Origin of the sequence: Nonomuraea sp. NPDC049750, from assembly GCF_040659625.1 — a bacterium.
GTDB lineage: Bacteria > Actinomycetota > Actinomycetes > Streptosporangiales > Streptosporangiaceae > Nonomuraea.
Window position 1 is genome coordinate 142,284 of sequence record NZ_JBFANB010000022.1, and the last position, 13,687, is coordinate 155,970.

The window sequence follows — 13,687 nt, forward strand, 5'->3', positions numbered from 1 at the left end:
CGATTATCAGTGTGGATTTACATGCTTGCGGGCGAATTCAAGCTGTAGCGCGATTTGCGCGATCCGTTCGGACATGACCAGCGAGCCGCGGATGGCGTCGTAGGCGTAAACCTCATGCTCCCGCCCGTGCTCGGCCAGTTTCGCCACATACTTCTCGATCTGCCGCAGCGGGCAGCGGCTGTCGTTCTCGCCGGCCAGGATCAGCACCGGACTCTCTACCCGGTCCACGTACGTGATCGGGGAGCTGGCCGCATAGCGTTCGGGCTGCTCGTCGGGCGATCCGCCCAGCAGCGCGCGGTGGTAGGCGCGCAGGCTCTCGGCCTCGTCCTCGTAGGAGGTCTCGTGGCAGGCGATCGGCACCGCCGCGATGCCGGCCGTCCACAGCTCGGGTTGGGTGCCGAGGCCGAGCAGCGTGAGGTAGCCGCCCCAGGCGGTGCCCGTCAGCAGCATTCTGGCGGGGTCGGCGATGCCGCGCTCCACGACGTGCTCGCGTACGGCGGCGACGTCGGCCAGCTCGATGTGGCCGATGTCGCTGTGGAGCGCGTCGCGCCAGGCCGAGCCGTAGCCGGTCGAACCGCGGTAGTTGACCCGCACCACCGCGAAGCCGGCGTCCACCCAGGCCGCGACCTCGGGGGAGAAGGCGTCGCGGTCGTGCGTCGTCGGGCCGCCGTGCAGCAGGAAGACGGTCGGGAACGGCGCGGCGCCGGACTCGGGGCGGGAGACCAGCGCGTGGATCCTGCCGCCGGGGCCGGGCACGTCGAGGTCTTCGACGGGCACGCTCGGCGGCGCCGAGGGGCCGCTGGAGTTGAGCACGACCTGGCCGTTGCTGGAGCGGATCACCGGTGGCCGGGAGGCGCTGGACCAGGAGTATTCGACGTTGCCGCCGGGGCGCGGGGCCGCGGCGTCGATCACGCCGTGGGGCGTCTCGAGCAGGGTCAGCCCGCCGCCCGCGAGGTCGTAGCGGTGCAGGTAGCTGCGGGCGCGGTTGTCGCGCAGGATCAGCAGGCCGCGGCCGTCGTCGTACCAGCTGGCGGTCAGCTCGCCGGAGTCCTTCATCCAGATCTCGCGCTGCTCGTCGGTCGCCGGGTCCCAGACCAGGGGCGCCTGACGCTGGCGGCGCTCGTGCAGGGCGAGCATGCGGCGGTCGCCCGGCACCGGGGCGAACTTGAGGCCGATCACGCCCTTGTCCGGGCCGTCGTAGAGCTCGCCGACGACGTCGCCGTTCGGACGTACGACGCGGAGCGCCGGATGACGGAAGTCGCCATACTCGGCATGATTTATCGCGATTAGTGAGCCGTCGAGGGACATGTCGGCTACCCAGGCCGCCTCGGCGTGCTCGTACAGCAGGCGAGACGGTTCGCCGGGCCGTACCAGATGGATCCTGAACGAGCCCTCGCTGGCCAGGCTGATCGCCGCGTGGCCCGCCATGGACAGGGCGATGCCGCCCGGCTGGCCGGGCTCCAGGTCGGGAGCGACCTGCTCGTCTGGGCCGCCGGTGAACGGCTGGCGCCACCACACGCCGAACTCGTCGCCCTCGATGTCGGCGAACCAGTAGATCCACTGGCCGGTGGGGTCGATCGCGGCGTGGGCCGTGCCCTTGGGCCGGTCGGTCACCTGGCGGTTGGCGCCGCTGGCGCGGTCCCAGGCGTAGACCTCCCAGGTGCCGGTGGCGTTGGAGCGATAGATCGAGCGGTTCGGGGCCAGCCGTGCCCAGGAGGGCAACGTCATGCGCGACGCTCGGAACCTGGCCTGCCAGCGTTCCTCGGCCTTCATCCGGCGCGCCCCCCTCCCTCTCGCCCCGCCTCCGGGCGTGGGTTGCCGTCCAGTATTGCGCTTGTCTCGCGGAAATACTCCGGGAATGTGGGGGAATTTCGGACTAAATGCCCCATCATTAACACGAGTCCCAGATGTCCGTCAAGGAACAGCCCTTGATCGCGGCAGGGCCTCGAAGATAGACAGGTGGAACGCGGCCTTGGCCGCCACTTTTTCCCGCTTTTTCACAGGAAACCGTGACAGAAAGCTGGAAATCCGCTCCGCCAGCTCGGTCGGCTCAGTGTGCCACGCGCTCGGCCCCATCCCCACCACGCCGGCGACCTCGTCGGGACCCAGCTCCAGATCGAACTCGACCGGCCGCCGCTCGGTCTCCTCGAAGCCTTCCAGGCTCCTGGCCAGCCGCCGCTCCTTCTCCTCGTCGACGGAGAGCAGCCCCAACTCCTCGACGAGCGGGCTCAGATGTGCCTGAGCGGGTGTCACGACGATCACCGCGCCGCCAGGCCGCAGAATGCGCCGGAATTCGGGACCGTTCCGCGGCGCGAACACGTCGATCACCACGTCGGCCACCCCGTCCCTGATGGGCAACGGCCGCCACACGTCGGCCACGAAGGCCCCCGCCCTCGGATGTGACCGAGCGGCACGCCGCACGGCGTGCTTGGAAACGTCGAATGCCATCCCGATGCCACGGTCCACCGCTCTCAGCACCGTCGCCAGGTAGTAGCCGGTCCCGGCTCCGGCATCAACGATCACGGGCTCCGGCGCGTGATCGGCGCCCTGCCACGCCGTCCCTGCTCCACGAGCCACTGCGGCACTACGGTACGCCTTCTCGGCCGCCGCGTCCGGCAGTGCCGAGAACCTATCCCTACGGAAAGCATCGTCTTCCCGGCCATTGGCGCCGAATATCCTCAACCGCACACTCTCGGCGAGCGCGTCGGCGAGCGGAGCGTAGTGTCCGGTCCCCAGGAACTCGGCCCGCGCCGCCACCATCGCCGCGCTGTCCGCCGTTCCCGGCGTCCGCGAGCCGACCAGCAGGCTCACGTAGCCCTGCTTGGCCACGTCGTACGCATGGCCTTCGGCGCAGCGGAGCGTGTCACCCGCCGACCACATCTCACGGGCACAGACGGGGCAGGCCAGGTATTTGATGATGTCAGCAAGCATGCGCCCATTGTCATGGCCCGGGGGGACCTGACGCGCCAGGGGGTCAGGCGCCGGCCTCAAGCAGGAAGGCCGCGTTGGAGGGTGTCTCGCGGAGCTTGCCGACCAGTAGCTCCAGCCCCTGCTGCCGATCGAGCGCGCCGAGCATCCGGCGCAGCTTCCAGATCACCTGCCGCTCGCCGGCCGGCAGCAGGATCTCCTCTCGGCGGGTACCGGAGATGCCCAGGTCTACCGCGGGGAACAGGCGTCGTTCGGCCAGGTCGCGGGCCAGGTGCACCTCCATGTTCCCGGTGCCCTTGAACTCCTCGTACAGGCTGTTGTCCATGCGCGACCCGGTGTCCACCAGCACGGTGGCCAGGATCGTCAGCGAGCCGCCGCCTTCTACGTTGCGCGCGGAGCCGAAGAAGCGCTTCGGCGGGTAGAGCGCGGTGGCGTCGATGCCACCGGTGAGCACGCGGCCCCCGCCGGGGGCCAGGTTGTTGTACGCGCGCCCGAGCCGCGTCAGCGAGTCGAGCAGCACCACGACGTCCTCGCCGTTCTCCACGAGGCGTTTGGCGCGTTCGATGGCCAGCTCGGCGACGGCGGTGTGGTCGCGGTCGGGGTGGTCGAAGGTCGAGTAGAAGACCTCGCCTTTGATGGAGGCGCGCATCTCCGTGACCTCTTCCGGCCGCTCGCCGACGAGCACGACCATGAGGTGCGTCTCCGGGTGATTGCGCGCGATGGCCGCCGCGAGCGCCTGCATGACCATGGTCTTGCCGGCCTTGGGCGGGGCCACGATGAGCCCGCGCTGGCCCTTGCCGATGGGCGCGAACAGGTCGATGACGCGGGTGCTGAGCGACTCGGTCTCGATGCGCAGGCGTTCGGTGGGGTGGATCGGGATCAGGTCCGCGAAGTGCGGGCGGTGCCGCCAGTCGGCGGTGCCGTTGACGGACTCGACCTCGACCGGTTTGCCGCCCGCGACGGTGGCGACGACGTGGTCGCCGGGGCGCAGGCCGAGCTGCCTGACCCGGTCGGGCGGCACGCGGACGTCATCGGGGCCGGGCAGGTGTCCGGCGCGGATGAAGGCGCCCTTCTCCCGCACGTCGAGCAGGCCACTGACCTGCCGAATGGGCGCACCGGAGCGCGGTTTGGGAATGGTTTGAACAGACATGATGAACCCTCCTTGAGGGCACCGCCGAAGAAAGCCGGCGAGTGTGAAGAATGAGCCGGGCCCGGGAAACCGGGGCGGGCTATGAGGGAAGTGGCGGAGCTGGAAGCTCAACGCCGCTGGCAACGTATCACACGTTCCGGCCCATACAACACCTAGCCCGCTTGGGCTATTCCCGGGGGGTTCTCGGCTCTTCCGCCTCGCCGCCGGCGGTGCGGCGTAACAATGTTCCTCTCACAAAGTTCTTCTCGGTGCCGGAGTGCTGCGAATTACCCGCAGCAGGTGTGCACGACGACACAGATCGCCCATCAACGCACCGGCAACCTGTCAAGTGAGATGCAGGGCCGCTGCAATCCGATGAGGCTTTCATAGAACCACGAACTCCTTGGGGGGATCACGATGAAGACCAGCACCCGTTGCCCGCGGTGTCACAACGAGCTCGACGAGGGCCCGATCATCTATCGGTGCGCCCACTGCAGCCGCGCCGTCTACGCCGCCGACGTCGAGAACGAGTACGTTCCGCGCCAGCGCGTGGCCGCCTAATCTGGGCGAATGCCACACAAACCGCGCACGATCTCCGGCGTCGAAGTGACGCCTCTCTGCGACGCCGTGGGTCCCATGGGCCCGGCGATCCGCCGCCCGCTCACCGAGATGTTCCCGGGGGGAGGGCTCGCGGACGAGCCGTGGATCCTGCACTTCCACTGTTACCTGCTACGTGACCGGGCCGGCCGGGTCACCCTGGTCGACACCGGCATCGGCGCCGCGGACTCACCGGCGTCGAGTTGGGCGCCGGTGCCGGGGACACTGCCCGGTGAGCTGGCCGCCGCCGGGGTCGAACCGGCCGACGTCGGCACCGTGATCCTCACGCACCTGCACAGCGACCACGCCAGTGGCGCGGTCGCGGACGGCCGGCCGCTGTTCGAGAACGCCAGGTACGTTCTCCAGCAAGCCGAGGTCGACGCGGCCCATGGCGCGATGCTCGACCAGATCGTCACTCCCATCAAGGGACAGTTGCAGGTGGTCGACGGCGACTGCCAGGTCGCGCCGGGCGTACGCGTGCAGCTCACCCCGGGGCACACCCCCGGCCACCAGATCGTCCGGCTGGGCGAGCTGGCGATGACCGGCGACCTGGTGCTGCACCCGGCGCAGCTGGCCGATCCGAGCGTCCGTTACGTCTACGACGACGACCAGGCGGCGGCGGCCGCCACCCGCGCCGAGGTGCTCGGCGCGCTGCGGGCCGAGCGCGCGGTCCTGGCCACCGCCCACTTCAGCGACCCGTTCCTGGACCTTTAGCTCCCTGTAGACCCGTTCCTGGACCTCAGCTCCCCGTAGGAGAGTCCTCAGGCGGGTACGGGCTGGTCGGCCAGCAGGTCGGCGGGGAGGCTGACGAGCGCGGTGAGCCCCCCGTACGGCGAGACGTCCAGCGTGACCTTGATCCCGTTCCTGGCCGCCAGCCTGGCCACCACGAACAGCCCCAGCTGGTCACTCTGCGCCAGGTCGAACTCCGGCATCTCGGCCAGCCGCGTGTTGAGCTCGTCGAGCTCGACCCTGGTCAGGCCGAGACCGCGGTCCTCGACCTCGACGATCACTCCGTGCGGGGTGATCGTGGTCCGCAGGTCCACCCGGGTCTGCGGCGGCGAGAAGAGGGTGGCGTTCTCGATCAGCTCGGCCATCAGGTGGGCGACGTCGGTGACCGCCGAGCCGACCAGGGAGACGGGCGGCGGCTGCAGCACCTCGACCCGCGGATACTCCTCGACCTCGGCCACGGCCGCGCGCAGCACGTCGTGGATCGGCACCGGGTTGCGCCAGCCCCGGCCGGGCGCCTGGTCGGACAGGATAATGAGGCTCTCCGCGTGCCTGCGCATGCGGGTCGTGAGGTGGTCGAGCTTGAACAGGTCCCCGAGCGTCTCGGGCTCCTCCGCGCCGCGTTCCATGCTGTCGAGCTGCAGCAGCTGGCGGTGGAGCAGCGTCTGGTTGCGCCGGGCCAGGTTGACGAAGACCTGGCTGACGCCGTGCCGCAGCCTGGCCTGGCTCAGCGCCGCCGTCACGGCCGTGGCCTGAACGTTGTTGAACGCCTGCACGATGTCGAGCACCTCGCTGGTGTCCGTCTTCACCTCCAGCGGCGGCAGCTCGTCGGGCGTCGGCGCGCCGACGTTCGTACGCAGCCGCTTGACCAGCGCCACCAGGCGTACCTCAGCCAGCTCGGTGGCGGCGTCGCGGAGCCCGGCGAGCTCGCGTACCAGGCGGCCGCGGAAGCGGAGTGACAGCAGGATGGAGGCGAGGACCGCGAGCAGGCCGACGCCGCCCGCCACGCCGATCTTGATCAGCACGTTGACGGCAGTGGGCGTGACGCGCTGCGTGATCTCCCGTACGGCCTGGCGCTGGTTGCGATCGACGGCCGTCCACAGGTTGCTCGCGTCGACGGGCCAGGTGGCCGCCGTGGCGGGCAGGCCGTTCGTGGTGGCCTGGCCCATGATGGCGTCCTCCGCGCGCATGAACTCGCGGTAGGCGGGCGAGGAGACCAGCTGCTCGTACGGCCCGCGCAGCTCGGAGTCGAGGTGGGAGAGCGCCTGGGTGTAGAGCAGGCGCCTGGTGGCGACCATGCCGGTGAACTCCCGGCGCTCAAGGGGGGTCGCCTTGCCCCTGTCCAGCACTACCGCGATGATCGCCCGCTCTCTCGACAGCAGGTCCTTGGCCTCGCCCAGCATGGTGACGGCGCGGGCCTGCCGATAGAGCGTCATGTCCGGCATGAGGATCATCGCGTCGTACATGCGGAAGGAGGCGTCGGCGATCTGGCTGTAGCCGTCGATCACGTCGAGCGGGGCGGCGTTCCCGCCGTCGACCTGGCGGCGGATCGCGGGTAGCGCGTCGAGCTGGTCGTACAGGGCTCTGAGCTGCACGGCCATCCCGGACGAGATGGCCTGCTGGTCGCCGGCCAGCTTGCGGAAGTCCGCGACGGCCTTGTCCGTCTGGGCGCGTTGCCTGGCCAGCTGGGTGGTGCCGCGCTTGGTCGTCAGGAACTCGACGGAGGCCAGCCGCTCGTTCTGGAGCTCGACGTTGATCTGCTCGGACGGGTCGGCCAGGTTCGTCACCAGATCGTTGATCTCCAGCAGGCGCAGGCCGTCGCCGCCGGTCAGTGTCGCCGCGAAGGCCCACAGGCCGACCAATGACGTGAGCGGGACGATCAGCAGGATGAGGAGCTTGATGGCGATGGGACGGCCACGCGTGGGGGGCATGCGACCTCCGGAGGCATGATGAGATCGCCTCGCAGAGTACACCCCCTTTTGCCGGGATTTCTGGCGACGGCTCGGCGCGAGGGCCCTGACGCCCCCGCGCCTGCCGCGCTCAGGGCTACCGCCGCCTGGTGTTCTCGGCGCCACCGGCCACGAGCCGGTCGGTCGACTCGGACTCGTGCACAGGCTCGGGCCGGCGTGCGTGCTCAGGCGCGCGCAGCTGCTCGGGTACACGCAGGTTCTGCGTCTCGCCCAGGTCCGGCTCGCCCGCGTGCTCAGGCTCGCGCGTGGCGGCGTGCTCGTGCTGCAGCTTCCGCTCCAGCTCGCGCTTCTCCTCTTCGAGCCGGGCCACCCGGCTGGAGGCCTCGGCGCGCGCCACGCGCTTCTGGCGGCGCCGCTTGGCCGACCGGCGGGAACCGGAGCTGATCATCGCGATGCCCAGCAGCAGCACGGCCGTGGTCACGGCACCGGCGATGAACATGCCGAACGAATTGAATTCGAACGTGTAGCCGAACAGAATGTACCTGGAGGTCTCCTCGGCGGCCACCAAGGCGATGGCGCCACCGGCGAGCAGGACCAGGAGTAGACCCAGCAAGATCATTTCAGCTCACTCCCTGTCGTCAGAGCGAGTCCCTACTGCCCCGGCTCGGGCGGACTATGCCGCGCAATCGCCGATCTGGCCGGGGTTCCCGGTCATCATGGAGATCATGAGACCTGAGCCCGGCCAAGTGCTGCACTTCTCCGAGGATCCGACGATCGAGCTTTTCGTGCCGCACGTGGCGCCGACCTCCGCCCTGCGCGAGCCGTACGTCTGGGCGGTCGGCTACGAGCGCTGTCCCGACTACTGGTTCCCGCGGGCCTGCCCGCGGGCCATGGCCTGGAGAACGGCCGGCACCACCACGGCCGACGCCGACCGGATCATCGGCGCGGGCAGCGGCGACCGGGTGCACGCCATCGAGTACGGCTGGCTCAAGGCGCTCATGGACGTCGGTCTATACGCCTACCGGCTGCCCGCCGGCCCTTTCCGCGCCATCGGCGACGACGGGCACGCGCTCGTGGCCGAGGTGCCGGTGAAGCCGCTCGGCCCCGCTGAGCCGGTGCCGGATCTCCTGGACCTGCACGAGGAGGCCGGGATCCAGCTGCGCGTGCTGGACAACCTCTGGCCGTTCTGGAACGAGGTGACGGCCAGCACGCTGGGCTTCAGCGGGATACGGCTGCGGAACGCTCGTCGATGAGCGCGGCCAGTTCGGCGGCCGACATCGAGCCGGGCGGCAGCTTCTCGCGCGCGTGGCGGTTGGCCTCGCGCTGGAGCACCTCGTTGGCCGGGGTCGGGATCCCGTACTCGCGGCCGAGCAGCACGATCTCGCCGTTGAGGTAGTCGGCCTCGATCGAGCCGCTGGACCTGGCCAGGCTCTGCCAGGAGGATCCGCCGCCGCGTTCGATGCCCTCGATCGGCCGCACGTCCACCTTGTTGCCGCGGACCTCCGCCTGCTCGCTCGGCGTGGCGTAGGGGATGCCCGCCTCCTCCAGCACGGCCATGCCCTCGGCCCTGGCCTGCTCGGTGAGCGCCTCGCCACCGGAACCGCTCCGGCAGACCGCGTCGACGGCGTTGTTCAGGTTGCCGAGCAGCTTGGCGTACTTCCAGCGCATGACGTCTGGTGCGTCGAGCCCGTACATGCCGCTCTTGTTGAGGTCGGTGACGAGCTGCCGGGAGATTTCATCCACACCCTGTGGATAACGTCCCACATGCAGCATGCCCGAGTACGGGTGGCCGAAGGCCGCGACCGTTCCGGGCTCCAGGTGCGAGGCGGGCAGCCACACGCACATGCCGTAAACCTTTTCGAACCTCCGCAGGACGGTCCGCTCGTTGTCGACGCCATTCTGGGCGCACACCACCGGCAGGTGCCTGGGCCACGGGTCGAGCGCGCTGATCGTGTCCTGCGACTTGGTCGCCACGATCAGCACGTCGTCGTCGCGCGTCGGCACGGGGCCATCGGCGGCGGGCACGTCCAGGGTCTCGGTGGAGTCGGGCGTGATCAGGCGCAGCCCGCCGCTCTTCAGCGCCTCATAGTGGGCGCCGCGCGCGACCAGCACGACCTCGTGCCCGCCCTGGAACAACCGTGCCCCGATAGTGCCGCCAACTGCTCCTGCTCCGATGACTATGTAGCGCATCGTCCGAGAATGTCACCGTTCACTCGGCGAGCGCCACCTGGGCGTGCGGAGCCACCGCTCCTCTGGTGCGCTCCCGGAGGATCGTCTTGAGTACGCGCCAGCCGTCGCGTACGGCGTGCAGGTTGCTCTCGCCGTGGATGCGGGAGTGCTCGTGGCTGGGCACCTCGCTGATGCGGAGTCCGGCCTGGGCGGCCCGGACGTTCATCAGCGTCTCGATCTCGAAACCGTCGCAATCCAGTGCCATCGCGTCCAGGTGGCGGGCCCAGAACGCGTTGTAGCCGTAGCACAGGTCGGTGTAGTGGGTGCCGTACAGCAGGTTCGTCAGGCCCGTGAGGACCTTGTTGCCGAGCGAGCGCAGCGGGCTGATGTCGTCGGAGCCACCGCCGGGGGCGTACCTGGAGCCCTTGGCGAAATCGGCGCCTTGAACCAGGGTGCTGACGAAGGAGAAAATCTCTCCACCGTCGGTCGACCCATCGGCGTCGATCATGACGATGATGTCGCCACGTGCCGCCGCGAATCCCTCAATGAGGGCGTTGCCCTTGCCGCGTCCCGACTGCGCCACCACGCGCAGGTCGGGCCGGAGCCGCCGGGCCACGGCTACCGTGTTGTCGGTCGAGTTGCCGTCGACAAGGACTACCTCGTCGATCCAGGTGGGCAGCGTCGCGAAGACGTGAGGGAGATTGCCGGCCTCGTTCATCGCAGGAACGACTACAGTGACGCTCACGGCGAAGGGCTTGTTCATGCCCCGAAGGTGCGCTGGCCCGCATGCAAGCCGCTTGACAGCTTCTTGCATCGATTGCGGATATATGCATATGTCCGCTTATATAGTCCCGGGTTTTCGCGTAACTGAGGCACCCGGATATTTAGCGGAGCAAAGGAAGCCGTCCGGTGTGGCGCTCCACCACCGCGCGCGGGCCGAGCAGGCTGACCGCGTAGTAGGGCGGGTCCTCGGTGCGGGCGAGTTCGGCCAAGTAGTCGTCGTAGACGTTCGTCCGCTGGGCGATGGCCGCCATGTCGGTGACGACCAGGTCGGGCTCGGCGGCGGCCTCGGCCCGCACCCGGCTGACGATCGCGGCCGGCGCGGCCAGCACCGTGCAGCCGATCCACGGCAGCCCGGCATGCGTGTTGCCGCCGGCGTCGGTGCCGCCCGAGCCGAGGATCGCGGGCACCGTACGGCCCACGGAGGCGGCGAGGCAGGCGGCGGCGTTCGCCTGGAGGCCGCGGGGCAGGTCGCGGTCCATCACCATCACCCACTTCACCGGGAGCTCCCGGGTGGGCAGGTCGCTACGGTGGTCAAGGCTGTCGATCCAGTCTGCGAGCGCGGTCATCCTTCTCTCCTTCTCCGAACTTATGAGGGGAGATTGCACTTTTCTCTGCTGTATCAACAACTTGGAGTGGCAGATTCCGAAGAAAATTCGGAGATTCGTGTCAGGATGTGGTTGTGGACGAACTTGATACGGCCATCGTCGTCGAGTTGCAGCGCGACGGCCGCCAGACCAACCGCGAGCTCGCCGAGCGGATCGGCATCGCGCCCTCGACCTGCCTCGAACGCGTGCGGTCGCTGCGTGGCAACGGGGTGATTGAAGGCTTCCACGCCGAGATCAACCTGGCCGCCATCGGGCGTCCGGTGCAGGCGCTCATCCACGTACGGCTGCACCCCAAGATCCGCGAGTCGGTCGAGGGGTTCCGCGACTACGTGGCCACGCTGCCGGAGACACTGGCGATCTTCGTGGTGTCGGGCGGGGACGACTTCATCATCCAGGTGGCGGTGCGCGATACGGGGCATCTGCGTGACTTCGTGCTCGACCACGTCTCACGGCACCGCAACATCGCCGACGTGCGTACGTCGCTCGTCTACGACCACATCCGCAAGACCTCGGTCGAGGTGCTGCCACCCGAACGCCCCAGCCCACCCCGCACCGGCCGCAAGTGACCGCACGACGGGCGACCGTCAGACCGCGTCGGTCAGGCGGCGGGCTCCACGTGGACGACGGACTCCGCGGCCCTGGCGAGGATCTCGTCGACCGTCTCGGCGGGCGTCTGGGACGAGGTGTCGAGCCAGAGGCCGAGGCGCGGGGTGTCGCGCCGGAGCGCCTCGTCGAGCTGGGCCGCCGTCCAGACGTCGTAGCCCGTCTTGGCGCGCTCCGCCTCCCGCCGTTCGACCACGGCGGCGTCAGGGGCCAGCACGACCACGTGTAGCGGACGGCTCCGGATCAGCCCGGCGAACAGCTCCAGGTCCGCGCCCAGCACCACATCCTGGACGACCGGCGTGAAACCTTCCTGGAAGTAGAGGTCGGCCGCGGCGGCGGCGATGCGGTAGCGCAAGTGAAGCTGGCGGAGCGCCTCCTCGTCATGATCCGGTGTCATGCCGACGCCCCCGTTGACCACCATGCGACGGAACAGGTCGCCCCGGACATGCGCCGACCGGGGCAGCCGCTCGGCCAGCGCCTGCCCGACCGTCGACTTGCCCGCGGCCGAGATGCCGGTGATGAGGAAGACGGCGCTCACGCGCCGACCGGTTCGCCGCCTACGGCCAGGACGTTGCTCACGCGCCGACCAGCTTCCGGACCTGGTCGGCGCCGACGGCCAGGAGGAGGGTGGGGAGGCGCGGGCCGGTGTCGCGGTCGACCAGGAGCCGGTACAGCAGGGCGAAGAAGGCTCGCTGCGCCGTCTTCAGCTCGGGCGTGGCCTTGGCGTCGGGCGCCAGCCCGGCTCGTACCTTCGGCACGCCGTAGACCAGCGTGGTCAGCCCGTCGAGCGACCAGTGCTCGTCGAGCCCGTCGACCAGCAGCCGCAGCGAGTCACGCTCGTCCTCGTCGAGCGTGGCGAGCAATTCGGCGTCGGGCGACTCGCGCACGCGGGTGCGCTGGTCGGCGGGGACCTGGGTGTCGACCCAGCGCTGCGCGCGGTCGAGCCGGGGCCGGGCCTCGTCGAGCGAGGTGAGCTCGCCGTCGAGGTCGCGCAGGATCCGTAGCGTCTGGTCGTCGTCGCCTGTGGTGATGTCGACGATGGAGGCCAGCGTCCGGTACGCCACCGGCCGCGGCGTGGCGGCCAGCGGGCCCTCGGCCGTGCGTACGGCCCGCTCGTACGCGGCCAGCTCGGCGGGCTGAGCGGCGTCGGTGGCGACCTTGCGGCCCAGGCTGTCCCACTCGTCGTAGAGCCGCTGGATCTCCTGGTCGAAGGCGATCTTGAAGGACTGGGAGGGCTTGCGCCGCGCGTACAGCCAGCGCAGCACCGGAGCCTCCATGATCTCCAGCGCGTCGGCCGGAGTCGGCACGCCACCCTTGGAGCTGCTCATCTTGGCCATGCCGGTGATGCCGACGAAGGCGTACATCGGGCCGATCGGCCGCTCGCCGCCGAACACCTCGCCCACGATCTGCCCGCCGACGACCCAGGCCGAGCCGGGGGAGTGATGGTCGACGCCCGAGGGCTCGAACACCACGCCCTCGTACGCCCACCGCATCGGCCAATCGACCTTCCACACCAGCTTGCCGCGGTCGTGCTCGGCCAGGCGCACGGTCTCCCCGAACCCGCATTCGCACACGTACGCCAGCTCGGTGCTGTCGTCGTCATAGGCGGTGACCGTCGTGAGATCCCGCTCGCACAGCTCGCAATAGGGCCTGTAGGGGTAGTAATCCACCGTCTCGGTGCGGGCCGTCTCCTTGGTGCGGTAGCGGGCCAGGACCGCGTTGATCCGTTCCCGCTCGCGCATGGCGAGCAGGATCTGCTCGCGGTAGGTGCCGGCGGAGTATTGCTCGGTCTGGCTGATGCCGGTGTAGGTGATGCCGAGGTCGGCCAGCGCCTCGATCATCGGCGCCTTGAAGTGCTCGGCCCAGCTCGCGTACGGGCTGCCCGGCGGGGCGGGCACCGAGGTCAGGGGCTTGCCGATGTGGTCGGCCCAGGACGGGTCGATGCCCGCGGGCACCCTGCGGAAGCGGTCGTAGTCGTCCCACGACAGCAGGTGCACGCAGTCGAGGCCGCGGCGGCGGATCTCGTCGGCGACCAGGTGCGGAGTCGTGACCTCCCGCAGGTTGCCCAGGTGGATCGGCCCGGACGGGCTCAATCCCGAGGCGCAGACGATCGGTTTCCCCGGGGCACGACGCTCCGCCTCGGAGATCACCTCATCCGCGAACCTGGAGACCCAGTCGGTCTCCGTAGTGTCAGCCATCGCGCCATTCTTGCGGCTAGCCAGCGATCAAGCCAACGA

The 13,687-nt window shown here is 69.6% G+C and carries 13 protein-coding genes and 1 pseudogene; 4 read left to right on the forward strand and 10 right to left on the reverse strand.

From position 1 onward, the window contains the following. Positions 1-6 precede the first annotated feature (6 nt). The 3 genes and pseudogenes from AB0J16_RS41155 to rho all read right to left on the reverse strand — a co-directional run. Entirely contained in the window at positions 7-1,773 is a 1,767-nt protein-coding gene (locus AB0J16_RS41155) for a prolyl oligopeptidase family serine peptidase (protein WP_358550297.1), read from the reverse strand. Between the two features lie 141 nt (positions 1,774-1,914). Then, a complete protein-coding gene (locus tag AB0J16_RS41160) occupies positions 1,915-2,931 on the reverse strand; it encodes a putative RNA methyltransferase (RefSeq protein WP_358550299.1) in 1,017 nt (338 codons plus the stop codon). A 43-nt stretch (positions 2,932-2,974) separates the two neighbouring features. Beyond that, a pseudogene (gene rho / locus AB0J16_RS41165) lies at positions 2,975-4,027 on the reverse strand (transcription termination factor Rho); the annotation flags it as partial. 447 nt (positions 4,028-4,474) lie between these two features. On the opposite strand from rho, the gene AB0J16_RS41170 reads away from it, so the two are divergent. Then, on the forward strand, positions 4,475-4,618 hold the full coding sequence (locus AB0J16_RS41170; protein WP_357653584.1) for a hypothetical protein: 144 nt from the start codon (positions 4,475-4,477) through the stop codon (positions 4,616-4,618). Between the two features lie 9 nt (positions 4,619-4,627). Further along, positions 4,628-5,368, forward strand: coding sequence for an MBL fold metallo-hydrolase (locus tag AB0J16_RS41175; RefSeq protein WP_358550301.1), 741 nt, complete (start codon positions 4,628-4,630; stop codon positions 5,366-5,368). Positions 5,369-5,415: 47 nt separating this feature from the next. Here AB0J16_RS41175 and AB0J16_RS41180 read toward each other — a convergent pair whose 3' ends face one another. Next, on the reverse strand, positions 5,416-7,311 hold the full coding sequence (locus AB0J16_RS41180; protein ID WP_358550303.1) for a nitrate- and nitrite sensing domain-containing protein: 1,896 nt from the start codon (positions 7,309-7,311) through the stop codon (positions 5,416-5,418). Between the two features lie 115 nt (positions 7,312-7,426). Continuing rightward, positions 7,427-7,909 carry a hypothetical protein gene (locus tag AB0J16_RS41185; protein ID WP_358550305.1) on the reverse strand — a complete coding sequence of 161 codons (483 nt, stop codon included), beginning with the start codon at positions 7,907-7,909 and terminating at the stop codon, positions 7,427-7,429. A gap of 106 nt (positions 7,910-8,015) precedes the next feature. Between AB0J16_RS41185 and AB0J16_RS41190 the strand changes: the two genes are divergently transcribed. Next, on the forward strand, positions 8,016-8,543 hold the full coding sequence (locus AB0J16_RS41190; protein WP_358550307.1) for a DUF6886 family protein: 528 nt from the start codon (positions 8,016-8,018) through the stop codon (positions 8,541-8,543). Here AB0J16_RS41190 and AB0J16_RS41195 read toward each other — a convergent pair. From AB0J16_RS41195 to AB0J16_RS41205, 3 genes are all read right to left on the reverse strand, one after another. Continuing rightward, positions 8,509-9,480: a 2-dehydropantoate 2-reductase N-terminal domain-containing protein gene (locus AB0J16_RS41195; protein ID WP_358550314.1), complete on the reverse strand. Its 972-nt coding sequence runs from the start codon at positions 9,478-9,480 to the stop codon at positions 8,509-8,511. The two genes, AB0J16_RS41190 and AB0J16_RS41195, sit on opposite strands and share 35 nt — an antisense overlap. A gap of 19 nt (positions 9,481-9,499) precedes the next feature. Next, on the reverse strand, positions 9,500-10,222 hold the full coding sequence (locus AB0J16_RS41200) for a glycosyltransferase family 2 protein (RefSeq protein ID WP_358550316.1): 723 nt from the start codon (positions 10,220-10,222) through the stop codon (positions 9,500-9,502). Positions 10,223-10,343: 121 nt separating this feature from the next. Continuing rightward, positions 10,344-10,808 (reverse strand): DUF2000 domain-containing protein, encoded by a 465-nt coding sequence (locus AB0J16_RS41205; protein ID WP_358550318.1) that lies wholly within the window; start codon positions 10,806-10,808, stop codon positions 10,344-10,346. 113 nt (positions 10,809-10,921) lie between these two features. On the opposite strand from AB0J16_RS41205, the gene AB0J16_RS41210 reads away from it, so the two are divergent. Beyond that, positions 10,922-11,413: an Lrp/AsnC family transcriptional regulator gene (locus AB0J16_RS41210; RefSeq protein ID WP_358437727.1), complete on the forward strand. Its 492-nt coding sequence runs from the start codon at positions 10,922-10,924 to the stop codon at positions 11,411-11,413. A gap of 32 nt (positions 11,414-11,445) precedes the next feature. Here AB0J16_RS41210 and AB0J16_RS41215 read toward each other — a convergent pair whose 3' ends face one another. Then, positions 11,446-11,988 (reverse strand): AAA family ATPase, encoded by a 543-nt coding sequence (locus AB0J16_RS41215; protein ID WP_358550320.1) that lies wholly within the window; start codon positions 11,986-11,988, stop codon positions 11,446-11,448. A 37-nt stretch (positions 11,989-12,025) separates the two neighbouring features. Then, positions 12,026-13,648 (reverse strand): lysine--tRNA ligase, encoded by a 1,623-nt coding sequence (gene lysS, locus AB0J16_RS41220; protein ID WP_358550322.1) that lies wholly within the window; start codon positions 13,646-13,648, stop codon positions 12,026-12,028. Positions 13,649-13,687: the final 39 nt, after the last annotated feature.

Coding starts and splice junctions, on each gene's coding strand:
- AB0J16_RS41155 (WP_358550297.1), bottom strand. CDS start 1,773: ATGAAGGCCGAGGAACGCTGGCAGGCCAGGTTCCGAGCGTCGCGCATG.
- AB0J16_RS41160 (WP_358550299.1), bottom strand. CDS start 2,931: ATGCTTGCTGACATCATCAAATACCTGGCCTGCCCCGTCTGTGCCCGT.
- AB0J16_RS41170 (WP_357653584.1), top strand. CDS start 4,475: ATGAAGACCAGCACCCGTTGCCCGCGGTGTCACAACGAGCTCGACGAG.
- AB0J16_RS41175 (WP_358550301.1), top strand. CDS start 4,628: ATGCCACACAAACCGCGCACGATCTCCGGCGTCGAAGTGACGCCTCTC.
- AB0J16_RS41180 (WP_358550303.1), bottom strand. CDS start 7,311: ATGCCCCCCACGCGTGGCCGTCCCATCGCCATCAAGCTCCTCATCCTG.
- AB0J16_RS41185 (WP_358550305.1), bottom strand. CDS start 7,909: ATGATCTTGCTGGGTCTACTCCTGGTCCTGCTCGCCGGTGGCGCCATC.
- AB0J16_RS41190 (WP_358550307.1), top strand. CDS start 8,016: ATGAGACCTGAGCCCGGCCAAGTGCTGCACTTCTCCGAGGATCCGACG.
- AB0J16_RS41195 (WP_358550314.1), bottom strand. CDS start 9,480: ATGCGCTACATAGTCATCGGAGCAGGAGCAGTTGGCGGCACTATCGGG.
- AB0J16_RS41200 (WP_358550316.1), bottom strand. CDS start 10,222: ATGAACAAGCCCTTCGCCGTGAGCGTCACTGTAGTCGTTCCTGCGATG.
- AB0J16_RS41205 (WP_358550318.1), bottom strand. CDS start 10,808: ATGACCGCGCTCGCAGACTGGATCGACAGCCTTGACCACCGTAGCGAC.
- lysS (WP_358550322.1), bottom strand. CDS start 13,648: ATGGCTGACACTACGGAGACCGACTGGGTCTCCAGGTTCGCGGATGAG.